The organism is Cryobacterium sp. Y82 (assembly GCF_002929495.1).
Taxonomy (GTDB): Bacteria; Actinomycetota; Actinomycetes; order Actinomycetales; family Microbacteriaceae; genus Cryobacterium; species Cryobacterium serini.
The window spans coordinates 72,347-96,510 of the sequence record NZ_PJJJ01000037.1 but is presented as its reverse complement, the minus strand read 5'-3'; the positions used below and the strand labels follow the sequence as shown (position 1 = coordinate 96,510).

Annotated in this window: 21 protein-coding genes and 1 tRNA gene; 16 read left to right on the top strand and 6 right to left on the bottom strand. The window is 64.5% G+C overall.

Annotated elements, in window-relative coordinates:
* Positions 1–19: 19 nt before the first annotated feature.
* A tRNA-Lys gene (locus CXY70_RS15755) sits at positions 20–92 on the bottom strand.
* Positions 93–193: 101 nt separating this feature from the next.
* On the opposite strand from CXY70_RS15755, the gene CXY70_RS15750 reads away from it, so the two are divergent.
* The 6 genes from CXY70_RS15750 to CXY70_RS15725 all read left to right on the top strand — a co-directional run bounded on the left by CXY70_RS15750 (position 194) and on the right by CXY70_RS15725 (position 6,397).
* The gene (locus CXY70_RS15750; RefSeq protein WP_104193294.1) at positions 194–823 is read left to right on the top strand and encodes a DNA-directed RNA polymerase subunit beta; all 630 of its coding nucleotides are present in this window, start codon (positions 194–196) and stop codon (positions 821–823) included.
* Positions 824–1,211: 388 nt separating this feature from the next.
* Positions 1,212–1,796: a sigma-70 family RNA polymerase sigma factor gene (locus CXY70_RS15745; RefSeq protein ID WP_233205981.1), complete on the top strand. Its 585-nt coding sequence runs from the start codon at positions 1,212–1,214 to the stop codon at positions 1,794–1,796.
* Complete coding sequence (locus CXY70_RS15740) at positions 1,793–2,716, top strand: anti-sigma factor domain-containing protein (RefSeq protein WP_104193292.1); 924 nt, start codon at positions 1,793–1,795, stop codon at positions 2,714–2,716. Before CXY70_RS15745 ends, CXY70_RS15740 begins: the two co-directional genes overlap by 4 nt.
* A gap of 82 nt (positions 2,717–2,798) precedes the next feature.
* Positions 2,799–3,686: an aminodeoxychorismate lyase gene (locus tag CXY70_RS15735; protein ID WP_104193291.1), complete on the top strand. Its 888-nt coding sequence runs from the start codon at positions 2,799–2,801 to the stop codon at positions 3,684–3,686.
* 172 nt (positions 3,687–3,858) lie between these two features.
* Entirely contained in the window at positions 3,859–5,169 is a 1,311-nt protein-coding gene (locus CXY70_RS15730) for a UDP-glucose/GDP-mannose dehydrogenase family protein (RefSeq protein ID WP_104193562.1), read from the top strand.
* Positions 5,170–5,359: 190 nt separating this feature from the next.
* Positions 5,360–6,397, top strand: coding sequence for a YeiH family protein (locus tag CXY70_RS15725; protein ID WP_104193290.1), 1,038 nt, complete (start codon positions 5,360–5,362; stop codon positions 6,395–6,397).
* Positions 6,398–6,424: 27 nt separating this feature from the next.
* Here the strand turns inward: CXY70_RS15725 and CXY70_RS15720 are convergent, their stop codons facing one another.
* Entirely contained in the window at positions 6,425–6,901 is a 477-nt protein-coding gene (locus CXY70_RS15720) for a hypothetical protein (RefSeq protein ID WP_104193289.1), read from the bottom strand.
* A gap of 98 nt (positions 6,902–6,999) precedes the next feature.
* The gene (locus CXY70_RS15715; RefSeq protein WP_104193288.1) at positions 7,000–7,362 is read right to left on the bottom strand and encodes a zf-TFIIB domain-containing protein; all 363 of its coding nucleotides are present in this window, start codon (positions 7,360–7,362) and stop codon (positions 7,000–7,002) included.
* A gap of 288 nt (positions 7,363–7,650) precedes the next feature.
* On the opposite strand from CXY70_RS15715, the gene CXY70_RS15710 reads away from it, so the two are divergent.
* The gene (locus tag CXY70_RS15710) at positions 7,651–9,858 is read left to right on the top strand and encodes an acyltransferase family protein (protein ID WP_104193287.1); all 2,208 of its coding nucleotides are present in this window, start codon (positions 7,651–7,653) and stop codon (positions 9,856–9,858) included.
* Between the two features lie 127 nt (positions 9,859–9,985).
* On the opposite strand, the gene CXY70_RS15705 is transcribed toward CXY70_RS15710, so the two are convergent.
* Entirely contained in the window at positions 9,986–10,609 is a 624-nt protein-coding gene (locus CXY70_RS15705) for a flavin reductase family protein (RefSeq protein WP_104193286.1), read from the bottom strand.
* Between the two features lie 155 nt (positions 10,610–10,764).
* Here CXY70_RS15705 and CXY70_RS15700 point away from each other — a divergent pair, with 155 nt between their 5' ends.
* From CXY70_RS15700 to CXY70_RS15665, 8 genes are all read left to right on the top strand, one after another.
* A complete protein-coding gene (locus CXY70_RS15700) occupies positions 10,765–11,532 on the top strand; it encodes an HAD-IIB family hydrolase (RefSeq protein WP_104193285.1) in 768 nt (255 codons plus the stop codon).
* Positions 11,533–11,801: 269 nt separating this feature from the next.
* A complete protein-coding gene (locus CXY70_RS15695) occupies positions 11,802–12,812 on the top strand; it encodes an LCP family protein (protein ID WP_158251004.1) in 1,011 nt (336 codons plus the stop codon).
* Positions 12,813–12,862: 50 nt separating this feature from the next.
* A complete protein-coding gene (locus CXY70_RS15690; protein ID WP_158251003.1) occupies positions 12,863–13,918 on the top strand; it encodes an acyltransferase family protein in 1,056 nt (351 codons plus the stop codon).
* Positions 13,915–14,826, top strand: a complete 912-nt coding sequence (locus CXY70_RS15685) for an alpha/beta hydrolase (protein ID WP_104193282.1) — start codon at positions 13,915–13,917, stop codon at positions 14,824–14,826. Before CXY70_RS15690 ends, CXY70_RS15685 begins: the two co-directional genes overlap by 4 nt.
* 60 nt (positions 14,827–14,886) lie before the next feature.
* Positions 14,887–16,407, top strand: coding sequence for a polysaccharide biosynthesis tyrosine autokinase (locus tag CXY70_RS15680; RefSeq protein WP_104193281.1), 1,521 nt, complete (start codon positions 14,887–14,889; stop codon positions 16,405–16,407).
* A 24-nt stretch (positions 16,408–16,431) separates the two neighbouring features.
* A complete protein-coding gene (locus CXY70_RS15675) occupies positions 16,432–17,463 on the top strand; it encodes a glycosyltransferase (RefSeq protein WP_104193280.1) in 1,032 nt (343 codons plus the stop codon).
* The gene (locus CXY70_RS15670; RefSeq protein ID WP_146066162.1) at positions 17,460–18,560 is read left to right on the top strand and encodes a polysaccharide pyruvyl transferase family protein; all 1,101 of its coding nucleotides are present in this window, start codon (positions 17,460–17,462) and stop codon (positions 18,558–18,560) included. The genes CXY70_RS15675 and CXY70_RS15670 overlap by 4 nt, the downstream gene beginning before the upstream one ends.
* Positions 18,557–19,756, top strand: coding sequence for a glycosyltransferase family 4 protein (locus tag CXY70_RS15665; RefSeq protein WP_104193278.1), 1,200 nt, complete (start codon positions 18,557–18,559; stop codon positions 19,754–19,756). Before CXY70_RS15670 ends, CXY70_RS15665 begins: the two co-directional genes overlap by 4 nt.
* Here the strand turns inward: CXY70_RS15665 and CXY70_RS15660 are convergent.
* Both CXY70_RS15660 and CXY70_RS15655 read right to left on the bottom strand, forming a co-directional pair.
* Complete coding sequence (locus CXY70_RS15660; protein ID WP_104193277.1) at positions 19,734–21,629, bottom strand: right-handed parallel beta-helix repeat-containing protein; 1,896 nt, start codon at positions 21,627–21,629, stop codon at positions 19,734–19,736. The two genes, CXY70_RS15665 and CXY70_RS15660, sit on opposite strands and share 23 nt — an antisense overlap.
* A 501-nt stretch (positions 21,630–22,130) precedes the next feature.
* Positions 22,131–23,657 (bottom strand): right-handed parallel beta-helix repeat-containing protein, encoded by a 1,527-nt coding sequence (locus tag CXY70_RS15655; protein WP_146066161.1) that lies wholly within the window; start codon positions 23,655–23,657, stop codon positions 22,131–22,133.
* Positions 23,658–23,795: 138 nt separating this feature from the next.
* On the opposite strand from CXY70_RS15655, the gene CXY70_RS18525 reads away from it, so the two are divergent.
* Complete coding sequence (locus CXY70_RS18525) at positions 23,796–24,113, top strand: transcriptional regulator (protein ID WP_146066160.1); 318 nt, start codon at positions 23,796–23,798, stop codon at positions 24,111–24,113.
* Positions 24,114–24,164: the final 51 nt, after the last annotated feature.

Sequence of the window (24,164 nt, the reverse complement as noted above, 5' to 3'; positions counted from 1 at the left end):
GTCACGTGCGCGGGTAATGTGGGCCCCGTCGGGCTCGAACCGACGACCCAAGGATTAAAAGTCCTTTGCTCTACCAACTGAGCTAGAGGCCCGTAGGTTCTAATCTACCGTGGATTCACGCTCAGCTTTTCTCGATAGCGTGGACGACGAGAAAAACGCCACCCGAGCGCACAGTGAAACGAGGAGAACCGCCATGGCAGACAACTTCCACAAGCCCACCCTGTTCTCTGCGAACAAATTCGAGGCATTTCAGGGTGGCGACGATCCCGCCGCTATCAGCCGGGTCGCCCACGAGACAGCGCAGGCCCTGCTGAACCGCGTGCGCAAAGACCCCGACCCCGAGACGGTCGAGCGCCTCGTCGCCTACACCGACGAAAACGGCCTTGACGCTGTCGCCGAACTGTGGTCTCGGGCCACACCGCGCAGCCTGCCGGGCGCTCTCTGGCGCATCTACCTCATCCGCATGCTGATTCGGCAGGACCCCGAAGGTTGCGCCTACCTCTACCAACGCGGAACGGATGCTGCCGCAACGATCGATCCGCTGGTTGCCGGCGCTGCCGTGCCCACCGGTCCAGCCGAGATCATGACTCTGGCGGACGAGATTCTCCGCGGACTGTTCACTGGAGACTTCGCGGTGGCGCTGGACCGCGGCGCCGCCTATTGCCGGGTCACGGCGGTCGGGGCCACGAGCATCGCCGACGATCTCGAGCTGACCGAGCCGCATCGGTCTTCGGAGCTGACCACGCGTGCGTTGCGCTTCTCGACGACCGCCGCCGAGTTCGCGGCCTGTGCGCGTCTCTGGCGCCGCGACTCCCTCGAATAGTCCCGCACGGCTCGGGCCCAGGCCCGGAACCTGGCCCAGTTTATAAACCGGGCCCAGTTTCATAAGGTGGGTCCGGTCGGGCGATGCCACGGCAATCGCATATTCCCTGTGCGCCAGGGGCGAACATTCGACGCCGACCGCCCCGTTCGAATACACTGGAACTTGGTCGGGTCGCAGTAATCCCGGGTTCCATTATTCGCCGCTTCGAGCGGCCTCGCGCCGAGAGGTGCTCTGCGGCCCGACCTTCTGCATTCCGGCCGCGGCGACGCGAATCTGGCCGCGGGCATCCGGTTTTCTTGCGGGCTAATTCTCGTAGCGACCAATCCAATGGGTACTTCGCACCGAACCCTAGTCATGGAACGGGACGAGACCTGACATGCTAGGTCTCATGACTGTTGATTCCGCCGGAGACCTCGCGCCGGCAGCCCCTGCCACCAAGGAGGAGCTGCTTGCTCGAGTAGCCCACGGCGACCAATCGGCCTTCGGAGAACTATATGACCAGATCGCCCCGCGGGTGCTTGGCCTGGTCAAGCGTCTGCTTGTCGACCACGCGCAGTCGGAAGAAGTGACCCAGGAGATTTTTCTGGAGATCTGGCAGTCGGCGTCGCGATACGAACCAACGCGTGGTGGTGCAAGCACCTGGATTCTCACCATGGCACACCGGCGGGCCGTCGACCGAATTCGGTCGTCGCAGGCCGGACGGGACCGCGATACCAAAATCGGGATCCGTGACCTGGCCGTTGCCTACGATCACGTGGCCGAAACCGTTGAAGTACGAATCGAACATGAAAGGGTGGAGAAGGCGATGACTCGATTGACTCAGCTGCAGCGTCAGGCTGTGAGCCTCGCGTATTACGGCGGGTTCAGTCACAGCGAGGTCGCCGACATGCTCCACATCCCGTTGGGCACCGTGAAGACGCGACTCCGCGACGGGCTGATCCGCCTTCGCGACGAATTGGGCGTGGCATCATGAGCAGCCGTAACGAGCAGTACCCCGCAGATCTTTCCGGCGCTTACGCCCTGCACGCCCTCGACGCCGACGACACGGCTACCTTCGAAGCACATCTCGCTGAATCCGAGTGGGCGCGCATCGAGGCTGCCGAGTTGAGCGACACCGCCGTGGCCCTCGGCCTCGCCGTGGCCCCTGTGCAGCCCTCAGCCGCGGTCAAGGCCAAGCTCATGTCCCTGCTCGCGTCGACCCCACAGCTTCCGCCCCTGCCGCGCGCCGCTGGCCCCGACCCGGCGGAGGCCGCGGCCTCCGCTGTTGCGCCGACCCCAGCTCCGAGCACACCCGGCTTGCCCGGTACACCGCCGGTGACCGCCGGGGGCGTGTCTACCGACGCGCCGTCGGCCGTCACGGACATCCGCTCGAGCAACGGTGCAGCCAGCAGTCCGCACGGCTCGGCGACGGCAACCGAACGTGCCCAGGTGCGGTGGTTCAAGCGTCCGGCGCAAATCATGCTGGCCGCCGCTGCTGCTGTTGCGCTGTTCGTCGGCGGAACCGTGCTCGGCCAAACGCTCAACACCAACCAGTTCGAGTCCCAGCAGGCCTCCGGGCTCGCGCAGATCAACGCGGCCGACGATTCTCAGCGTGCCGCCACGACAACCGCCGACGGCCAGGAAGCCACCCTGGTCTGGTCGAACAAGCTTGGAATCTCCGCGGTGCTCGTCGATAATTTGCCGGCGCTGCCAAGCGATCAGGACTACCAACTTTGGTACATCAATGGTGAGGGCGCCGCTCCGGCTGGCACCTTCGACTCAAGCGGCGACAGCACAGCCTGGCGGGTACTCGACGGCACGATGCATGCCGGCGACCAGGTCGGCATAACCGTTGAGCCCAGCGGCGGATCCGACCAGCCAACGACCAACCCGATCGTCGCGTTCCAAAGTTGATGTGCCGGCCGCACCCGTTTCGGCGGGTGCGGCCGCATCCGTTTGTGTGCGCCCGGAGCAGATGCCCAACTAGGCTCGGGGCATGAGACTGCCCTTCACTCTGTTGATTGACCCTGTGCCCGCTGACTCGCTGCAGCAGGATTTCGCCGATACGTTCCGTGAGATGGATTCGACCGCCCCGGCACTGCGCGTAGGCGAGCTGAGCACCCAGCGCGGCGATGGAGTCTTCGAGACCCTCGCCGTCGTCAACGGCCACCCGCAGGAGGTTGAGCCGCACATCAGCCGGTTGCGCAATTCCGCGCGCATCTGCGAGCTGCCGGTGCCGAACGCCGACCAGTGGCGCGCTGCGATCGCGTACGCGGTCTCGCGCGTTCCGCAGCGGGGTGAAATCGCGCTCAAGTTCGTGCTCAGCCGTGGCGTCGAGCACGGTCCGGCACCGACCGCCTGGCTGCACGCCGCCGCCGCGGCGGACTTCAGCGTCGTGCGGGCGAATGGCGTGCGCGTGATCACCCTCGACCGCGGCTACCCGCGGGGCGTCGCCGAGCGAGCCCCCTGGCTGCTGATGGGCGCGAAAACGTTGAGCTACGCGGTAAATATGGCGGCTATTCGCGAAGCGCACCGTCGCGGCGCCGACGACACAATCTTTCTCACCACCGACGGCTTCGTCATGGAAGGCCCGACCTCGAGCGTCGTGCTGCGCATAGGCGGCGAGTACGTCACGCCCGCGCCGAGCGGCGCTATTTTGCACGGCACCACGCAGCAGAGCATGTTCGACTACCTGCGCGCGCAGGGCGCTTCCGTCGACTACCGCGACGTCACGGTCGAGGAACTTCGCCAAGCGGATGCCGCCTGGCTCGTCTCCAGCGTGCGCCTGGCCGTGTCCGTCGTCGCCCTCGACGGTGAGGCGTTTTCCGCCGACCAGGCACTGACGGATGCCTTGAACGCGTACCTGCTGGCACGCACGGCGTAGTCGCGCGCTTCGCCGCGCCCGCTACGGGTGGGGCGCCACCTCTGACTGGCGCGCTGACCCGCAGGCGGCGCGCTGACCTTGTCGGGCCGGGCTGCGGCATCCGTTCGGTGATACCCCCGAATTGGGCCGACGTGCCGCGCCCAGTATGCTCTGGGATGACCGAGAGGAATACATGAGAATTTCCGTCATTGGATGCGGCTACCTGGGTGCCGTGCACGCATCGGCGATGGCCGAGCTGGGGCACGACGTCGTCGGCATCGATGTCGACGCCGCCAAGATCGCCCAGCTGGCCGTCGGCAAGCCCCCCTTTTTCGAACCCGGACTACCCGAGGTTCTGACCTCGGCCATGAACAGTGGACGGCTGCGTTTCAGCACCGACATAGCCGATGCCGCCGGCTCGCAGGTGCACTTCATTGCCGTCGGAACACCGCAGAAGCCCGGCAGCTATAGTGCTGACCTGCGGTACGTGGACGCCTCGATCGAATCGCTCATTCCGCATCTGTCCGACGGCGACCTGGTCGTGGGCAAGAGCACGGTGCCGGTGGGAACCGCCGCGCGCCTGGCCGAGCTCATCGAAGCTGGCAGTGGGGCCTCGCTGGCCTGGAACCCGGAATTTCTGCGCGAGGGATTCGCCGTGCAGGACACCATCAGCCCGGACCGTCTCGTCTATGGGGTCGCCGCGGGCGCGCCCGGCGAGCATGCCGTGAAGCTGCTCAACGAGATCTACGCCACGGCGCTCGCCGCCGACACCCCCCTCGTCGTAACCGACTATGCTACCGCCGAGCTCGTCAAGGTCGCCGCAAATGCGTTTCTCGCAACCAAAATTAGCTTCATCAACGCCATGGCCGAGATCGCCGAGGTCACCGGCGCCGATGTGACACAGCTGGCGGATGCCATCGGCTACGACGGCCGCATCGGTCGTCGCTTTTTGGGCGCCGGCGTTGGTTTCGGCGGCGGCTGCCTGCCAAAAGATATTCGCGCCTTCACCGCACGCGCCGAAGAGTTGGGACGCGGTGAGTCCGTGGCCTTCCTCAAGGAGGTCGACAAGATCAACCTGCGTCGCCGCCAGCGTGTGGTCGATCTCACCGTCGGGGCGCTCGACGGCTCCGTCTACAACACCAAGGTCGCGGTGCTCGGCCTGAGTTTCAAGCCGCACTCCGACGACGTGCGTGATTCGCCGGCGCTCGACGTAGCCGTGCAGTTGCGCGGACTGGGGGCCGACGTCGTGGCGACTGACCCGCAGGCCATCGAGAACTCACGGGCGCGGCATCCGCAGCTCCAGTACGCAGTATCGCTCGAAGACACCCTGCGGGGAGCGGATGCCGTCGTGCTCGTCACCGAGTGGCCCGAGTTTAGGCATCTCGACCCAGTGTGGGCCGGTGCGCTCGTGAAAACGAAGACGGTGATCGACGGCCGCAACGCTCTCGACCCCGCAGCCTGGCGTGCCGCCGGCTGGACCTACCACGGCCTCGGTCGTCCGTAGCCTGAAGTCTCGGTGCGGGGCGTTCTCTGGCCCGGATCGCGGGCCCACTTTGTAAACGGGGCGTTCAGCACCGGGCCCACCTTATGAACGCGGGCCCAGCTTAGAAGCTGGGCCCGCGATCACAACATGGGCCCGAGCATTCCCGGATGCCGATCAAGGTTCGGGGCCCGCGCCGCCTAGACTCGTACCAATGTGGCTTCGGGGAATGCTCGTCGCGGCCCTCGCCGCAACCGCGGCCTGGGGCGTGCACCTCGCCATACCGGGCATCCCCCTGCTCACGACCGCCGTCGTGCTCGGAATCGTCGTCGGCCAGATCCTCGCCGCGCGCCCGGGCCTCACCGGCGCTCTCGCGCCCGGCCTGTCCGTCGCCGCCAAATCATTCATGCAGCTGGGCATCGTGCTGCTCGGTCTCAAACTCAGCCTCGTCGACATTGCCGCGCTCGGTTGGGTGACGATTGCCACCACCGTCGCAATCGTGCTGCTCACCTTCGCCGGCACTCTCGGCCTCGGCCGCTGGTTCGACCTGCCCGGGCACCAACCCCTGCTCATCGCCACCGGATTCAGCATCTGTGGCGCCTCGGCGATCGGCGCCATGAGCGGCGTCGTCAAGGCCAAAGACGAAGAGACGGCCACTCCGATCGCCTTGGTGACCCTGTGCGGAACCCTCGCCATTGCCGTGTTGCCGTTGCTGTGGCAGCCGCTCGGCTTGAGCGCACTACAATTCGGTCACTGGGTCGGGGCCGGTGTGCACGATGTCGGCCAGGTCGTGGCGACCGCGCAAATCGCCGGATCATCCGCACTCGCCGTGGCCCTCGTCGTCAAACTCACTCGGGTACTCATGCTCGCCCCGATCGTCGCGGTTGCGTCGGTCGTGGAACGCCACTTGCAAGCAGGGCGCGGTATTGCACAAGCGGATGCCGCCCTCATGGCTACTGCGGCGAGCCCTGATACTCGGAGGGGCGTGGCGAAGCGCCCGCCCATCGTTCCGCTTTTCGTCGCTGGATTCATCGTGGCAATGCTGGTGCGCACGTTGATTCCCCTGCCCGTGCCCGTGCTGGATGCCGCCGAGGTTCTTCAGACCGGGTTGCTGGCGATGGCACTCTTTGCCCTCGGAACGGCCGTCAACCTCATTACGCTACTGCGCACGGGTGGCCGGCCGCTCGCTGTCGGGCTGCTGTCGTGGGTACTGATCGCAGCGCTCGCCCTGGGGGCCGTGCACCTGTCCTGACCCGGGAGCCCGGTGTGCTCGCGCCCGCTACGGTTTCGCGGCCCGTTGCCACGGCGGTATGACGAAGAGCGCAACATGGCCCGCGAGAGCGACGACAGCGACAAAGATGGCGCCAAGATGCACGTTCAGCGGACTCCCCGCATACATGGTGATCCCGACCGAGAGCAGGGTCAGCGCCAGCACCGCCAGCGCCACCCGATAGTGCCGGCGCAAGCCGATCAGCACCAGCAACGCCGGGCCAACGAACAGGATGATGCTCGCAGCATTCATCTCATTGACCATGTCCACCAGGGGGCCCAGCGGCCCGATCCCGTCGAACAGAGATCGATAAAACATGGCGAAGCAATGGAATGCCAGACCGACAACGCCGCCAAGGAACAGAACAGTGTCCACCCACGACAGTCTGACCGAGCGCCCGGCCAGGGGAAGCTGAGGCAGCAACGGCCGCGCCAGCAGAATGAGAACGGATACCCCGGCGAGCGTGACCGCAAATGCTGCGGTCACGCTGCCCCCAGCGAACAGGCCGAGCCACCGGGTGAAGTTGGTTCAGCACTAACTTGAGCATCGTTCCACGTCATCTACTAACTCCAATTCTTCGGGATTTAGCCGAAAAGGTCTCCGAGCCAGCTTTCCTTCTTTTTCGGGCGATAACCATCCCGACTGTCCCGATCGCGATCTCTGTCTCGGTCATACCCGCGGTCGCGGTCGTTGTTGCGCTCGCCATACTGCGGAGCCCGGGTGCGGGCATCCGGATACTGCTGTTGCTGGGGTACAGCGACAATCACCGGTGCCGCGTTGGCAGCCGCAGCGGGCGCCGCAGCGGCAAATTCCTTTTCGGCACGATCAATGATCTTGTCAAGCTCACCGCGGTCGAGCCAGACGCCGCGGCATTCCGGGCAGTAGTCAATTTCTACGCCGCTGCGTTCGCTCATCACGAGGGTGGCGGAGTCGGTTGGGCATTTCATAGGAGTCCTCCAGAACAGGTCGGTCTTCAACCTTAAACAGTGAACACCGGCTCTTGCTGAGAGCGGGTGAGTGTGCACGAGCGGAACGGCACCCAGCGCGATAAGCCGGGACGTTTATCGGCGGGACTCGTCGTGGCGGCGCAGTCTTCGAGGCAACTTTTCGTCTGGACCCGTAGAACTTTATCGACGTGTTTGCCCCGGTAGCTGAGATTACGTCATAATCGCAGGGCGTGCCCGAGAGTCGGGCCGCATACGTACCAGTTCCGAAACCCGAGTCGGAGGATATACATGTCCGTTCAGTCCACCGCGGAGCGGCGCGAGCGCGCACCCGACCGCTCTGGCAGCAAATCCGCCACCCGCTCCTTCCGCGGCGACATCGAAGGACTGCGCGCGGTCGCCGTGGTCGTGGTCATTTTCGACCACCTGCTCGGCTGGCCATCCGGCGGATTCATCGGTGTCGACATCTTCTTCGTGATCTCCGGTTTTCTGATCACGAGCCTCCTGCTCAAGGAGCATGCACGAACGGGTCGCATCTCCCTGGTCGATTTCTATCGCCGGCGCATCCGGCGCATCCTGCCGGTCTCACTGCTCGTGCTGGTCGTCACCGTGGCGGTCGGATTTCTGGTGCTTCCGAGCGCCCGTGCCCTCAGTACCCTGTGGGATGGAATCTACTCGGCACTGTTCGTGGCCAACTGGCACTTCGCCGCAGTCGGCACCGACTACCTGCAGGCTACCAACGCCGTTTCCCCGCTGCAGCACTACTGGTCGCTCGCGGTGGAAGAACAGTTCTACTTCGTCTGGCCGTTCCTGCTTATCGTCATCTTCGCCCTCGCCGGCCGCCGCACACTGAGCGCAGGGGCACTCATCACGCTCGTCGCTGTGACCACCGGCGTCATCACCCTCGCCTTCCTGGCCTGGAGTTTTTTCGAAACCTCGACGAGCCCCGCCATCGCCTACTTCTCCACCGGAGCCCGCGCCTGGGAGCTTGGAATCGGCGCATTCGTGGCCGCCGCCGCGCCCGGCCTGGCGAAGCTGCCTCTACGCGTGCGCCCCCCGATCGCCTGGCTCGGCCTCGCCCTCATCGTCGCCAGCCTCGTGTTGATCAGCCGGGATTCACCGTTTCCAGCGCCCTGGGGCCTGCTACCCGTCGCGGGAGCTGCCCTCGTGATCGCCGCAGGTATCGGGCAGCCTGAGCAGCGGCTGTTGTTCCCCCTGACCAACCCCGTCAGTCGCTATGTCGGCAAGATCTCCTACTCCCTCTATCTTTGGCACTTTCCGGTCATGATTCTGCTCGCCACCATCTTCGCTACGGATTCGCCGCTCTATCTGCCGCTCGCCGCCCTCCTCATGGTCGCCCTCTCGGTGTTTTCCTTTCACTACGTTGAAGACCCCATTCGTCACTCACTCTGGCTCGAAAACTCCCTCACCCGAAAGCGAGAACGGATGCGCCGTCCTGCCCCCCAGCACCGCACCGGGATCAGCCCGGCCCAGGCTTGGATCGGTGCCCTCGCGATCGTGGCTCTCGTTCTTGTCTCTGTCTCGTTTATCGCACTGAGGGGCGGCACGCCATCCGGGCCGTCCGCGAATTCAGCCCCGCTCGGAGCGGCCGACCTGGGAGTGAAGACGACCACCGAGCCAGCCACCCTGCTGGCCGCTCGGCAGGCCACCATCGCTGCGGCTCTCGCTGCAACGGCCTGGCCAGAGACCACCCCCGCTTTCGATGCGCTCGGCGACAACTCCGGCGCCCCGGAATGGGTCGACGACGACTGTCTTTCAGTCAGCGCGAAGAACGCCGCCGACTGTCTCTACGGCGATCCGGCGGCGACCAAAACGGCGGTGCTTCTCGGCGATTCCATGGCGATCAGTTACATGCCCGCGATTCGTTCCGCCCTCGAACCGCTCGGCTACAACGTGCGGTCCCTGACCATGTTCTCCTGCCCGGCCGTGAACATCTCGGTCGCCGCCAAGAGCGCCTCCGACGCCTCGGCCGCCAAATGCGACGACCACCATGCCTGGGTCTACGCCGAGGTCGCCCGACTCTCGCCCGACCTTGTCATCATGTCGAGCCTGGCCGGATCCATCGTGCGCCTCGCCAGCGGCAACGAAGGAGCCGCAGCCCTCACCGAGTGGCAGGTCGCGACCGCCGACACGCTCACGGCGTTGCAGGGATCGACCGAGCATGTCGCTGTGCTATCGCCGCCGCCGGCCAGCACCCCGTTCGCCGAGTGCAAGACCCTCACGAGCACCCCCGGAGATTGCGCCTACAGCCCGTCGAGCCTCTACCAAAAGGTCATTGCGAGCGAGCAGGACGCGATCGAGCAATTCGGTGACTTCGCCCAGTACGTGGACATCGTTCCGTGGCTCTGCGTCGACGAGAGTTGCCCGGCGTTCATCAACAACACGCCGGTGTTTTTCGACGGACAGCACTTCGTGCGCGAGGCGAGCGCCCAGCTCGGTCCGTTGCTCGCCGAGGCACTGTTTCCACCAGCCGCCTAGCTGGAGCGAACGGCGCATCCGCTTGACGTGGCACTCACCGTTGCCGCACCCGGTTGGGGTGCCTGCTCCAATAACCGGCGCAGCGGCTAGCTGAACCCGGCGTGATCATGCGCTTCGGGCGCAATGCTCAGCGCTCTCTCGGCCGAAATTCGCGGGGCCAGTCGCTCGCACGAATTCGCCGGATCGCCTTGACCTCGCCGATGGTTCCCCATTCGTCGAGGCCCAGGCGTGACAACGGGCGCAGCTGCTCAATGAGCGGATGCTCCCCGTCCAGCACTGTCGATGACACCGCGATGTGCGTGACCTCGCCAAACACGAGCGTGCAATCACCCAGCTCCAGCGTGGAATGCAGGCGGCACTCGATCGCCGCCGGGGACTCGGCCACCCGCATGGAGGCGACGGTTACGCTGCGCTCCCTGGTGAGTCCGGCGCGGTCGAACTCGCTCTCCGCCGGCCCGAAGTCAGTGCCGGTTGCGTTGACCTCTTCGAACAACGACTCCGGCGTGAAATTCACCACGAAATCTCCGGTCGCCAGAATGTTGCGCACGGTGTCCTTCACCCCCACCGAGGTGAACTGAACGATGGCCGGCGAAACGGATGCCACGGTGAAGAATGAATGCGGCGCCAGGTTGTCGACACCCGCCGCCGACCGGCTCGACACCCACGCGATTGGCCGCGGCACTACGAGCGAATTCAGCAGGCGGTAGAAGTCGTGACGCGGCAGATTCCGGGGGTCAAAGTTAGTACGCACCGGCTCAGGCTAACAACTCGCGCCGCTATTCGGGCCAGCGGGTCACTGCGGGCAGGCATTGCGACGTGAGCGCATCCGCCGACACGAGCAATCCGAATGGGCCGTCCACCCGCCCGGCAGCAGCTCCCGGCTGCCCGCGCCGATAGAGTGGGCTGATGCCTATTCTTCCCCGCCTGGTGGCCTTCGACCTCGACGATACGCTCGCGCCGTCCAAGTCCGCGCTCGACCCGATCATGATTGACCTGCTGGTCAAGCTGCTGGGCGTCACCGAGGTCTGCGTCATCTCCGGCGGCCAGTTTGGGCAATTCCAGGCGCAGATCATTGACAATCTGCCCGAGATCAGCCCGGAGAAACTCGCCCGCCTGCACCTCATGCCGACCTGCGGCACCCAGTACTACCGCAGCGACTCGCAGGGCTGGAACCAGGTCTACGCCGAGAACCTCAGTGCGGGCCAGAAAACTCGCGCACTCGAAGCCGTTGAGCAGACCGCTCGCGACCTCGGCTTCTGGGAAAGCGACCCCTGGGGACCGATCCTCGAAGATCGCGGCTCGCAGATCACTTTCTCCGCGCTCGGCCAGGCGGCTCCGATCGCCTCCAAAATCGCCTGGGACCCGACCGGCGAGAAGAAGAATGCCCTTCGGAGCGCCGTGCAGGCGCTGTTGCCCGACCTTGAGGTGCGCTCCGGCGGGTCGACCTCCGTTGACATCACCCGGCAGGGCATCGACAAGGCCTACGGAATGAAGCGCCTGGCCACCCTGACCGGTGTCGATCTGGACGACATGCTGTTTGTCGGTGACCGCCTCGATGAGAACGGCAACGACTACCCGGTCAAGGTTCTCGGCGTCGAATGCATCGCCGTCGAAGGCTGGCGCGACACTGCCGCCCTGCTTGAAGACCTGGTTCCGCGCTACGTCACCGTCTGACCGCAGAGCCCCAGCCCCTCTTCCTGCGCATAACTCAAGCAATTTCGCGACGGGAGCAGTTGCATCCGCATAATTCCGGGGTGGTTCTCGTGGCCGCTGTGAAATTGCAGGAGTTATGCGCGGTGGCGTCAGCGGGTGTGGGCGGTGGTGTAGCCGCAGTGCTTTTACCCCCAGTTCGAGGCTGACTGGTAGGTCCCCTATTCCGCTGAATGGGTGACCGGCCTACGGTGTGCTCACCGCTCCCGAAAGCGGCATCAGGAGGCTGTACCGTGCAGAGCGCACTCCGGCACCAGAAAAAGTCGCGACGCAAAAAGGCCTGGCATCTCGCGCTCGTCAGCCTGCTCTCCCTCGTGCTTATCGGTGTCGGAGCGGGCGGGGTCGGTGCCTACAAACTCAGCCGATCCTTCGACGACCAGGTCGCGACCATCGACCAGGTATTTCCGCCAGCCAGCCTGCGTCCGGCTCCAAGCACCGGGGTAGCCGCCGAGGCCCGGAACATTCTCGTGCTCGGCTCTGACAGCCGCGGCGTGCACAATGCCTCGATTAGCGACCTCACCGGCCAGCGCTCCGACGTGATCATGGTCGTACATATTCCGGCCGATCATGAAGGGGTCTGGGTCATGTCGATCATGCGTGACAGCTGGGTGGAGATTTCCGGCCGCGGCCAGGCCAAAATCAACGCCGCGCTCTCCTGGGGCGGGGTGCCGCTCGCTGTCCAGACCGTGGAAAGCTTGATCAAGACCCGCATCGACCATGTCGCCGTAATTGATTTTGAGGGCTTCCAGTCCATAACGGATGCCCTCGGCGGCATCGAAATAGACAACCCGGTCGAGTTTGAGTCTTCCAAGATCAAGGGACACACCTTCGCCGTCGGCAAGCAGGTCGTGACCGGTACCGAGGCGCTGGCCTACTCGCGCGAACGCTACGCCTTCGCCGACGGTGACTTTACCCGGGTGCGCAACCAGCAGCGTTTCTTCAAGGCCATGCTGAGCACCGTCATGAGCTCCCGCACCGTGACCAACCCCGCTACCGTGGTTGACCTGATCGCCGCGGTCACCCCGTGGATTGCAGTGGACGACGGCCTCGACTTCGCCTTCCTGGCCGGCATCGAACTGCAACTTCGGGACCTGCAGGGCAGTGACCTCACATTTTTCACTCTGCCCACCAGCGGCACTGGAATATCCGACGATGGGCAGTCCTTCGTCCATGTCGATAGAGGCGCGCTGGCACGCCTGCAGCAGGCTTTCCAGACCGACACGCTCGCAGACTATCGACCCTAAAAATACCGGCTGCGATACCATCCTGAGTTTTTCTCGTGTACATTTCGCTTGTGAAAGAGATACAGACCGAGAACCGCGAGTGGATCAACTTCGCCAAGGGTGCGGCGATTATTCTCGTCGTGCTCTACCACTCGTCGTTATTCCTGAACGACCTCGGCCTGGCCGGCAGCACCCCACGATTGCGCCTCCTGCTGAGCTACTTTCCCATGCCGGTTTTCTTCTTCGTCGCCGGACTCACCGCGCGGCGTATGCTCACGTGGAATCTGAAGGACCTCTGGCGTCGGCGCTTGCTCGTGCTCGTGTACTTATACCTGCTCTGGTCTGTCATCCGGGTCGTGTTCTACCTCGTGGTGCCGCACCTGCGCGGCACCGAGCGGTCCCCGACCGACCTGCTCAATCTTGTCCTGCTGCCGGTTTGGCCCACCAGCAGCTACTGGTTCATCTGGGCTCTGGCCATCTTCACCCTGCTTGCATGGCTTCTTCGTAAGCTGCCGATCAGTTTGCAACTCCTTCTCGCCGGCGTCGTCGCGATGCTGTCGACAACGCCGGGAGTGCTCGACCTCGACAACGTCGGATGGGACCGCGTCGCCGCCAACTTCATCTTCTTCATCACCGCCGTCTACTTTCCCCACGCCATTTATCGCCTGGCCGCCCGCGTGCGCGTCTGGCACGCGACTGTGCTCGTCGCTGCCTACGTCGGCCTCGCCGTGCTGCTCGTACCGCTTCATCTTTCCCGCGTTCCGGGGTTGATCCTGCTCGAAAGCGTGGTTGCCGTCGCGATGGGCGTCACCCTGGCCACCCTGCTGGTTCGAGTGAGATGGTTGAACTTTATGAGCACGCTCGGCCAATACAGCTTTCAAATCTATCTACTGCACCTGTTTCTCGTGGCCAGCGCCCTTGCGCTTCTGGCACCATTCGCAGAGTCCCCCTGGCTCGAACGTGCCGGGAATGCCCTGCCGTTCCTGCTCGCCGCCATTGTGCTCGTCGCCTCGCTCTACCTGGCCAAGCTTCTGCGTCGGTTCTCGTTCCTCTGGGTCAGTCCGTTCCGTAAACGCCAGGCCAAGTCGGTCTCTCGTCGGGCTCATTCCAACGGCGACCCGCTGTGAAAAAATGTCGTGCGCTCGAGGCATGCGTTGGTTTGCTCGCTGTAGGTCTTGTGCTGAGCGGATGCGCCGCCACCCCGCCCGTCGCGCGTACGCACAGCGACTCGGTCGTGCTGCAGAACGACCTGCAGTACGGCACGGTAAGCGGTCAGAAGCTGCTGCTGAACGCCTGCCTGCCCAAGAGTTCCCAAGCTCCCACAGCCGCCATGATCCTCATTCACGGCGGCGGCTTCGACAGCGGTACCAAAGACTTCGGCGGTATGAACGCGCTCTGCTCGGAGCTGGCCGACGGGGGTATAGCCGCCTTTTCGGTGGATTACCGCCTGGCGCCCGAATTTGCCTACCCGGCACAGGTGAACGATGTCACCGACGCGCTCGCCTGGCTTCGGGAGAGCGCTCAGGTCGCGGAATTCGGCATCGACCCCGAACGTATCGGACTGTTTGGAAGCTCCGCGGGCGCGATCATCGCCTCCTCGATCGGCACCAAGGGCACGGGCAGCCTCACTGGCGGGGATCGGGTCGCGGCGGTCGTGGCGATGTCTCCGGCGGTCGACCTCACCGAAAACGGCCTCCTGCTTGGCGACCCGTCAAAAATGGCGATTGACTCCATTCTGCAATACCTCGGCTGCTCCGACTTCACCGACTGTTCAAATTCCCGCGAGGCGTCGCCGTTGTACGCCGTGGACAAGACCGACCCGGCGTTTTACATCGCCATTTCAGAAAAAGAGCTGGTTCCCGTGGAACAGGGCAAAGCCATGGCGTTAGCGCTTAAAAGGGTCGGTGTGCCCGTCGCTTTAGACGTGAAATCCGGTAAAAGACACGCATTGGAACTCCTCGACGAGGCCACAAGAATGAGTATTCGTCAGTTCCTGATCGAAAATTTAGTTGACTCCACAAGACGGACTGATTAAATCCTCGAGACTGACAGTCCATAAGTGAGGATTTTTATGCCAACATAGGGTCCTGTCGTCGTGCACCCGAAGCACGACGCGTCGATTATGCGGGGAGAAGTGCTCATGGAACTGAAACGGCTGGTTCGAATACTCCGAAAGCGATGGATTCTCATCGTTGCTTTCACCCTGCTCGGCGTGGTCGGTGGAGCAGCCGCCGCGCTGCTAACTCCCGTGCAGTACCAGGCTTCCACCCGCGTATTCGTCGCCGCGCAGATTCAAAACGGGTCAACTCCCGGCGACCTGGTACAGGGCAATAACTTCGTAGTGCAGAAGCTGCCGTACTACCTCGACGTCGCCACGAGCCCCCGCGTGCTCGACCCGGTGATCGCGAGACTCGGACTCAATGAGAGTGCGGTTGACCTGGCCGAGCGGATCACGGCCACGACCCAGCCCGGCTCGGCCGTTATCGAACTCAGCGCTCTCGCCTCCACAGCGGATGCCGCCCAGCAGCTCGCGCAGGCCGTGTCGGAGAGTTTCACCGACGTTGTCATCAACCAGCTGGAAAAGCCCGCCGATGGCGGTGCTAGCCCGGTGACAGTAGGCGTGCTCGACCCCGCGGTCGCCCCCAACGACCCCGCGCTGCCTCAGCTCTACCTCAACCTCGCCGTCGGGTTGTTTATCGGTCTTCTGGGCGGACTGCTCACCGCACTGATCCTCGGGCTGCTTGACCGTCGCATCTACAACCGCGACGACATCGAGCGGCTGACTGTCGTTCCCGTGCTCGGTGGTATCCCGCTGGAAGCCCGCGCCAATGCGATCATCTCGCCCGACGGTGCGTCCACTGCTCGCGCCGAGGCCTTCCGGGTGCTGCGCACCAACCTTGATTTCGCCGACGCCGACACCGGCCGCCGCAGCCTCGTTGTAACCTCTTCCGTTTCGGGCGAGGGGAAGACAACCACGCTCGTCAATCTCGCGATCGTGCTGGCCGAGAGTGGCGCGACGGTTGCCGTCATCGACGCCGACCTGCGCACGCCCCGGCTGGCCGACTACCTCGGACTCGACGCCGATCATGGACTGACCGACGTGCTCCGCGGCGACGTGCAGCTCAAGGAATCCCTGCAATCGTGGGGCGCGGCGCATCCGCTCACCGTGCTGTCGTCGGGCAAGATCCCCACTAACCCGAGCGAACTGCTCGGATCGACAGCCATGGGCACGGTGCTCGATGTGCTGAGCAGCAGTTACGACTATGTGCTCCTCGACGCCCCGTCGGTGCTCGCGGTGACGGACGCAGCCGTGCTGAGTCGCTGGACCGGCGGCACCATTCTCGTCGTCGGCGCTAACCGGGTGCGCGAGCCCGAACTGCTGGCCGCCTTCGACGCCCTGAAAGCTGTCGGCACGACGCCCCTCGGCGTAGTGCTGGCTATGGTTCCCACCCGCGGTCCCGATGCCCTCGTGCGTGACGGCGGCTTCGCAGCCTCTTCCCGCCCGGCGCCTCATGCCACCCCAGCGATCGACGCGGCCAAGAACGACTCGAGTCGTTCGACCCCGCCTGATAGTGAGTCTGCCCCATCAGTCACCGCCACCCGCGTCACCTGGTAGGCCCAGCATCAATTGCGTTTAGGCATGTTCGAAGCAGTTCTGCAAGGGCTTTACCCGAAGGGAGCCTCAGTGTCCGTGCACTCGTTCAACCCGATCGATTCGTCGCCCTCCCCGCAACGAAAGCTTCTGCTCGTCGCTTCCACCGGAGGGCACCTGGCCCAGCTGGTGCGGCTCGCGCCGGGGCTCGGGGCCTCGCCCAGTTCTCTCTGGGTCACCTTTGATTCCGTGCAGAGCCGGTCGCTGTTGGCCGGCCAGCGGCGCATCCATGTGCCGTACGTGCGTCCGCGCGATTACCTCGGCATGATGCGCGCGGCCGGCATAGTTCGCCAAGTGCTCAAGCACGAAACTTTTGAGGGGGCAGTGAGTACCGGTGCCGGTCTCGCCGTTGCGGCGCTCCCGCAGGCCGCCATCAGCGGCGTGCCGAGCCTGTATATCGAGAGCGTCTCCCGTGTCGAGGGGCCGTCACTCAGCGGGCGGATGCTCGCCGCCAGCCGTCTGGTCAGCGTGCGCACCCAGCATCCGGCCTGGGCGACCAACCGATGGCGAACGCACCCCAGCGTGCTGTCCACGTACCATTCGTTGATTCGGCCCGCACCGGAACGCCCCAGTCTGTTCGTGACACTCGGTACCATCGAGGGGTACCGTTTCGATTCCCTCGTCGATTCCGTGCTGGCGAGTGGTTTAGCCGACGAGCGCACCGTCTGGCAACTCGGTTTCACCACCGACCGCATCGATCTCCCCGGCCAGGTACACCAGATGATGCCGACCGCGCAGTTCGTGGCCGTCGCCCTGAACTCCGACGTCGTGATCACCCACGCCGGTGTCGGTACCTTTATGGGGCTGCTCGAGCTGGGCATTTTCCCGGTAATCGTGACCCGACGCAAGCACCGCGGCGAACACGTTGATGACCACCAGATGCAGATCGCGGAGCTCGCCGAATACCTCGGTATTGCCAAGGCCGTTGACTCGCCCGACCTGACGGCTGACGTCATCCGCTTCGCCGCCGGCCGTGCCATCGACACCGGTGTGCGCATTCCGCTGCCCAGCGACCGATGAGTCAGAGGGCACCTGCCGAGCGGATGGTGCGCGAAATATTTGTCCCCGCTCGCGGCCAATATGACAACATCGGCGACATTTTGCTGCGTCGCCAATTGCTCGACTGGCTACGGGGGAGCGGCCCGCTGCACGTCTATGTCGGCGAGGCACCCGACGGGTATGCCGAGGGGCTCGGCCTCACCTCGGGCGACGTGCAATATCGTTCGTTTCGGCGCTGGTACGCGGCGGCGCTTCGCAGCGCGGCCCGCGGCCAGGCCTCGTACGTCTTCAAACCCGGCGAGATTCAACTGACCGTGGTCGGCATGAAAGAGCACCTCGCCATGCTGCCGGTGCTCGCACTCGTGCGCGCCCGGCACGGCCGAGTCGCCCGGGTCGGCGTGGGCAGCCGCAACTTCGCGCCGCTGCCGCGTGCGCTGATGGGACCCTCGATCGCGCTGTCGAACGTGTCGTTGTGGCGGGATGCAGCCACGGCCGGGTATCTCGGCCGGGGCAGCATCATGCCCGACCTGGCCTTCGCAGGTGCCAGCAGCGGTGCCGATTCAAGCGGCACGGCGCGCCGCGACGTGCTCGTGGTGTCGATGCGCTCCGACCTCGAGTACCCGAGCGCCGCCTGGCTCGCCGGGGTGCGCGCCGTCGCGGCCGACAATGGCTTGCAAATCTGGTGTGTCACCCAGGTTCTGCGCGATGACACCAAGTGTGGCCAGCTGGCCGCCGACCTCGGTGGCCAGGCGCTGCGCTGGAACGGCACCGGCCACGACGAGCAGGAGCAGCGATTGCGTGACTTGTATCGGAGGGCGGCGCTCGCCGTCAGTGACCGCCTACACGTGCTCGTTGGCGCCCTCACCGAGGGAGCGGTCCCGGCCGCGCTCCTCGTCAACGCAAAGTCAGACAAGATTGCCCGGCACTTCGCGGCCGCCGGACTGCACGATGTGAGCATTGTCAGCGCGGGCTTGACTGCTGCGCAGATCGCTGCACGACTGCAGAACCTGCTCGGCCGCCGCGTGGCCATCCTGGCCGGCCTGGCCGAGGCGCAGGACGAATTACACACCGTGCGTCGCCTGCTCGACCAGGTGCTGACCAGCGAGACCGCGCGGTGAGCCTCGCAGAAGCGGGCGATACCGACCCGATCGAGACGGAACCGATCACCATCGTGTCGCCATCAGCCGCAGCGGTTGCTGCCTCCCGCGCCGCCTCCACGCCAGGGCCAGCCCTCGTTCCGATTATCCCGTTTGTCGCGGCGTCACCGGCCGAACGGCTGACAGCGGTGCATATTGGGCGCAGCGGCGAGGTCGCCGGCGGCATGAGTCAGGTCGTCAACGGCTATCTGGCACATTCCTTCGCCGATTTCGACCTGCGCATGGTTTCCTCGCGCGATGGCAGTGGTGGGGCTCGGGCGGCCGTGCTTGCGGTATCCGCTTTCTGGAAGGTGTTGCGTCTGGCTCGGCCCGAGCGAACCGTCGTGATTGCGCACCTCTCGCAGGGGGGTTCCTTCGCGCGTGAAGGAGCGCTGCTCGCCCTCGCTCACGCTCGCGGGTTTAGCACGGTAGCTCAACTGCACGGAAGTTCTTTTACCGACTTCGCCGAGAAACGGCCCGGTTTGGTTGGGGGCGTCCTACGCGCGGCCGACGTGGTGCTGACACTGTCGGCCGAGTCGCGCGACGCGGCCGCCGAGTTCGTGCCGGGGGAGCGGGTCGTGCTCGTGCCTAATGCCGTCGCCGACGGCGTGCGCCGCGGCATCGAACCGCTCGTGGTGTTCGGTGGTGCGGTCAGCACCCGCAAGGGCGTCGACGTGCTCGTGGCGGCGTGGCAGCGGCTCGCGGCGGAGCTTCCGCTCTGGAAACTGGTGATCGCCGGCCCCATCGGTGACCAGGCTGCCGTACCGCTGGTGCGCGGCGAATTCGTGGGGGCGCTCAGCCATGAGGCACTGATGAAGTTGCTCGAGCGTTCGGCGATCGCCGTGTTGCCCTCTCGCGACGAGGCCATGCCGATGTTCATTCTCGAGGCCATGGCTCGCAGGAACTGTGTCGTGGCGACGCGGGTCGGTGGCGTGCCGGCCGTGCTCGCCAACGGTGTGGGGGTGATCGTGGAACCCGGCGACGTCGACTCGCTCGAAGAAGCGCTGCGGCACGCGATGACGGATGCCGCCTGGCGCGCAAAGAAGGCGGATCTGGCCAGATCCGCCTTCGAGGCTGCCTATTCGGCTGCCGCTGTCTTTCCGTTGGTCGAGCGCAGCTGGAAGGCTGCGCTCGACCGACGATCAGACCGTGTTGCTAGGAGATACAGGCCTGGCTAGCAAAACCGGACCCGGCAGCCGTGACGGTGTTCGAGCAGTAGACCTTGGTGCCGCTGGTGCCCTTGGTTCCCTGCTCGTGAATGAAGAAGCCGTAGCCGGCGGCGCCGACCGGGGCGGTGTTGCCGTAGAAGATGTTGCGGAGGCCCCAGCCGGCGACACTTCCGTTGACCGCGAAGCCGTGCATGGTGCTGTTTTTGCCCGTGTTGTTGTAGGTGCTCCAGTCGTTACCCTTGACTTTGACCCATTCCTCAGCGCGCGGCATGGCGCTGGCGCCGTCGATGATGTTGTCGCGGATGATGCCGCTGGAGGTACCTTCCTTGACCTCGATCGGCTGGGCGCCGGTGAGGCTGATGTTGTTGGCCATGAGCAGCGTGCGATCGGTCTTGTCGGGCTGGCAGTTGGTCTGGGCGCACCAGTTGGCGTCTGAGGTTCCGATGTAGATGCCCTCACCGTAGAACGGGTCGCGCTTGCCGGTGTTCTTGATCGTGTTGCCGACGACCTTGCTGTCGGTGGTGAAGGCACGCAAATGAATTCCTTCGTAGCCGATGTTGTCGACGAGCGTGTCCGCGACGGTGACGTTGCTGCTGCGGATGACGCTGATGCCTTTGAGGCTGTTCGTGACGGTCATTCCGGCGATCACGAGGTTGGAGGAATTGGAGACCTGGATGCCGTGGTTGTTCTGGATGCTGCCGACGTTGACCACGGCGCTGCGCGGTCCGCAGACCCAGATCGGGTTGGAGGCCGTTCCGTTCGCGGTCATATTGATCTGCTCGTTGTAGGTGCCGGGGGCCATCTTGATGACGGTTCCGGGCTGGGCCTGGGAGACGGCCGTCATGAGCTCCCTGGCCGTCGTCACGTTGACGGTGGCAGCGGGGCAGTCAGCGTAGCGGTGGGTACTGATCGGAACCGGGGTCGGTGCTGTGCTCGGCACGGCCGACACGATGAAGGCGTCGACGATACTGCTGGTACCGGTGGACCGGGCATCTTTCTGCCCGGTGCGGGTCACGGTAATGGTGTGTGTACCCGCCGAGAGGCTGGTGGTGCTGAACGCGTTCTGCTTGTAGGCGGTGGTTGGAGAGTAACCGTTGACCGTGGCGACGTTCGTGCCGTCGATCGCGACGGTGCTTGTGCCCGCGCTGCTGGTGAGGCGGGTGATGAAGGCGACGCTCGATCCCTGGAAGGTGAACGAGGCGCTGCCCGCCGTAGTGGTGAACTGAACTCCGCCGCCCGAGTCGCTGGCCGAGCCGGACGTGCGCCAAGTGCCGTTGTACTTGACTGACGCGGAGTCACCTTCGAAGGTGGTCGAACCAGCCGGAGCTTGCATGGGAGAGGTGGCGGCTGGTGCTGGTGCGGGTGCCGTGGTCCCGGCAGGTGCCAGGGTGACGAAGGCGTCGACGATGCTGCTGGTGCCGGTGGAGCGCGCATCCTTCTGGCCGGTGCGGGTGACCTTGATGGTGTGTGTTCCGCTGGAAAGGCTCGAGGTGCTGAACAGGCTCTGCTGGTACTTTGCGGTGGCCGAGTAGCCGTTGACCGTGGCGACAACCTTGCCGTCGATGGCGATATCGCTCGTGCCGGAGCTGCTGGTCATGCGCGTGACGTAGGCCACCGTTGAACCGGTGAAGGTGAGCGAAGCGCTCGACGTGGTCGAGGCGTACTTGATGGATCCACCGTTGTCCGACGGCGAGCTCGTCGTGAGCCAGGTACCGGAATATTTCACCTGAGGGGAGTTGCTGTCGACGACCGTGGTCCCGGCGGGAGCCGTGGCAGCAGAGGCTGAAGCGACGCCTCCGGGGATGACGGCGGTGAGCGGAACCAGCGCGGCGATAGCGACGGCCGCGATGGTGGCACGTCGTGAAATGCGGGGGAACAACATATGGGACCTTCCGGATGTTCATGGACAGGATGGTTACGTCCGTGAACCCGAATGGTCCCGACGCAGATGATCTTCGTCATGTCCGGCGGTCGTGCTGCCGTGATCACTTCGTCAATTAGCGTCTGAGCTGCTGCGAGTTACCCGTGTGTAAATGGGTTTGTGGGCACAAAACACACGCATGCTGCGGCCCTACCTCGCGTGTGCGCGCGCGACAGGGTGAGCGTCGAGTCGAGCTACCGTGAGCGAAAAACTGAGATGGTCTCAAGGATATGGCTCTCATCAGTACTATTGCCCATTGTGGGCGGTGCCCGCGAAAGGGGGTCGGGCTTTCTAGCGGTTTTACGGGGTTACCGTGGGCGGGCATCCGTCGTTCCTGAGAAAGTGCCGAGAGTCAAATCAAAACCATTGAGGTTTGTCATTCTGCAAAGTTTTTGCGTCTGCCATCGCATGAAAAAACGGCCCCCCAGCGCCAGCGGGCATGCGGGGGTCGTTCGTGGTCGGCTACGGAGTGCAGGCGATGTTGGTCAACCCTTTTCCGGCGCGGGTGACCGAGTTTGAGCACGACACGTCCGTGTCGCTGGAACCCTTGCGGCCCTTCTCGTGGATGAAGAAGGCGTAACCACCGGCGTTCACCGCCCCCAAGTTGTCGGTGAAGGTGTTGTGAAGACCCCAGCCAGCGACGCTTCCGTTGACCGCGAAGCCGTGCAGGGGGCTGTTGGAGCCCGCGTTGCCATCGATCATCCAGTTGTTGCCCTTGACCTTGACCCACTCCTGGGCGGCGCTCATGCCGTTGGCTCCGTCGATCACGTTGTCGCGAACGACGCCGTCCGAAGTGCCCTCCTTGACTTCGATCGGCTGGGCCCCGGTGAGGCTGATGTGATTGCCCAGAACGAGCGTGCCGTCGGTTCGGTCGGGCTGGCAATCGGTCTGGTCGCACCAATTGTTTTCGGACGTACCGATGTAGATCCCCTCGCCAAAGGGCGCGCTGCGCATTCCGGTGTTCGAGATGACATTTCCGACCACGGTGCTGTCGGTTGTGAAGGCGCGCAGGTGAATGCCCTCGTAGCCGATGTTGTCGACGCGGGTGTCGGCGATCGTCACGTTCGTGCCGCCGATCACGCTGATGCCCTTGAGGCTGTTGGTGACGGTCATGCCGGCGATCACCAGATTAGAAGAATTCTTGATTTGGATGCCGTGGTTCTTCTGGATACTCCCAACGTTGATCACGGCGTCGCGCTGGCCGCAGACCCAGATCGGGTCAGCCGCCGTTCCGTTGGCGTGCATGTCAATCTGACCGCGATAGGTTCCGGGGGCCATTCTGATGACGGTGCCGGGGCGGGCGCGGTTGATGGCCTCCCTCAGCTCGTCGACGGTGTGCACGGTCGTCGTGGCAGCGGGGCAGTCGGCGTAGCGGTGCACGGTCGGCGACGGCGCGGGTGCAAGGACTGGTGCTGGTGCTGGTGCTGGTGCTGGTGCTGGTGCTGGCCTGGACGTGGCGTTTACGACGAACGCGTCGACGATGCTGTTCGTGCCGCTCGCGCGAGCGTCTCTCTTGCCGGTGCGGCTGATCTTGATGGTGTGGGTGCCGCCCGACAGGCTCGTCGTGCTGAAAACTGTCTGCCTGTGCTTGGTTTTCAAGGAGTAGCCGTCCACAGTGGCGACAACCTTGCCGTCGATTGCGACGGTGCTCCTTCCCGAGCTTTTCGTGGTGCGTGTGATGAAGGCGACGCTGGTTCCCTTAAACGTCATCGACGCGCTGCCCGCACTGGACTGAAATTTTACGGATCCGCCGCGGTCGGCGGCGTTACGCGTACTGCGCCAAGAGCCGGTGTAGCTGATCTTTGCCGAGGAGCTGTCGATAACTGTGGGTGTGGGTGCGGCGGTGGCTTCGCCGCCCGGGCTCGGGATGGTCAGCGACGCGAGAACCGCGACGGTGACGGCAGTAAAGGCGGCAACGGCGAGCATGGCGCGGCGGGCGGGTGTGCGGGAAAGGGCTTTGCGGGGGTGACGGTTACGAAGAAGGGGCACGGTGGGGTCCTCCGGAGAGTCGGGGTCGCGAACGAACAGCTGGGGCGCGATTCTGCGCGGATGCTGGCGGTGCCGTGTCGCATATAGCCGGGTGAAGATTCGTCTGTGCCCGTTACTGCCCGGCCGTTGCGTGATGCGATGCGTCTTCAGCGTTCGAGGACCGAGATCGTAGGGACTATTCGGATTAAGCTGTGGCTCCGAGCTTATCGAGGCCCAAAGTCGAATCCGTTTCACTTTCCTGTGAAAACACCCAGAAAGGCGACTGAGGTGAGCGACCCCACGCTCAGCAAACACCTGCGCATCCTCGAGGCCGCCGGTTACGTCGACATCATCAAGGGAATCGTCGACAGTCGCCCGCGCACCCGGGTGCAGCTCACCGAATCCGGCCGCGGGGCTTTTCGAGGCCACGTGGCCTTCCTGCGCACGATCACGGGCGCGATCAACGCCGAACCGTGAGTTTTTGGAACCCACCGTCGCCGAGCCGTGAGTTGCTCCTGGAAAAATCGA

Coding starts and splice junctions, on each gene's coding strand:
- CXY70_RS15750 (WP_104193294.1), top strand. CDS start 194: ATGGCAGACAACTTCCACAAGCCCACCCTGTTCTCTGCGAACAAATTC.
- CXY70_RS15745 (WP_233205981.1), top strand. CDS start 1,212: ATGACTGTTGATTCCGCCGGAGACCTCGCGCCGGCAGCCCCTGCCACC.
- CXY70_RS15740 (WP_104193292.1), top strand. CDS start 1,793: ATGAGCAGCCGTAACGAGCAGTACCCCGCAGATCTTTCCGGCGCTTAC.
- CXY70_RS15735 (WP_104193291.1), top strand. CDS start 2,799: ATGAGACTGCCCTTCACTCTGTTGATTGACCCTGTGCCCGCTGACTCG.
- CXY70_RS15730 (WP_104193562.1), top strand. CDS start 3,859: ATGAGAATTTCCGTCATTGGATGCGGCTACCTGGGTGCCGTGCACGCA.
- CXY70_RS15725 (WP_104193290.1), top strand. CDS start 5,360: ATGTGGCTTCGGGGAATGCTCGTCGCGGCCCTCGCCGCAACCGCGGCC.
- CXY70_RS15715 (WP_104193288.1), bottom strand. CDS start 7,362: ATGAAATGCCCAACCGACTCCGCCACCCTCGTGATGAGCGAACGCAGC.
- CXY70_RS15710 (WP_104193287.1), top strand. CDS start 7,651: ATGTCCGTTCAGTCCACCGCGGAGCGGCGCGAGCGCGCACCCGACCGC.
- CXY70_RS15700 (WP_104193285.1), top strand. CDS start 10,765: ATGCCTATTCTTCCCCGCCTGGTGGCCTTCGACCTCGACGATACGCTC.
- CXY70_RS15675 (WP_104193280.1), top strand. CDS start 16,432: ATGTTCGAAGCAGTTCTGCAAGGGCTTTACCCGAAGGGAGCCTCAGTG.
- CXY70_RS15670 (WP_146066162.1), top strand. CDS start 17,460: ATGAGTCAGAGGGCACCTGCCGAGCGGATGGTGCGCGAAATATTTGTC.
- CXY70_RS15660 (WP_104193277.1), bottom strand. CDS start 21,629: ATGTTGTTCCCCCGCATTTCACGACGTGCCACCATCGCGGCCGTCGCT.
- CXY70_RS18525 (WP_146066160.1), top strand. CDS start 23,796: ATGCGTCTTCAGCGTTCGAGGACCGAGATCGTAGGGACTATTCGGATT.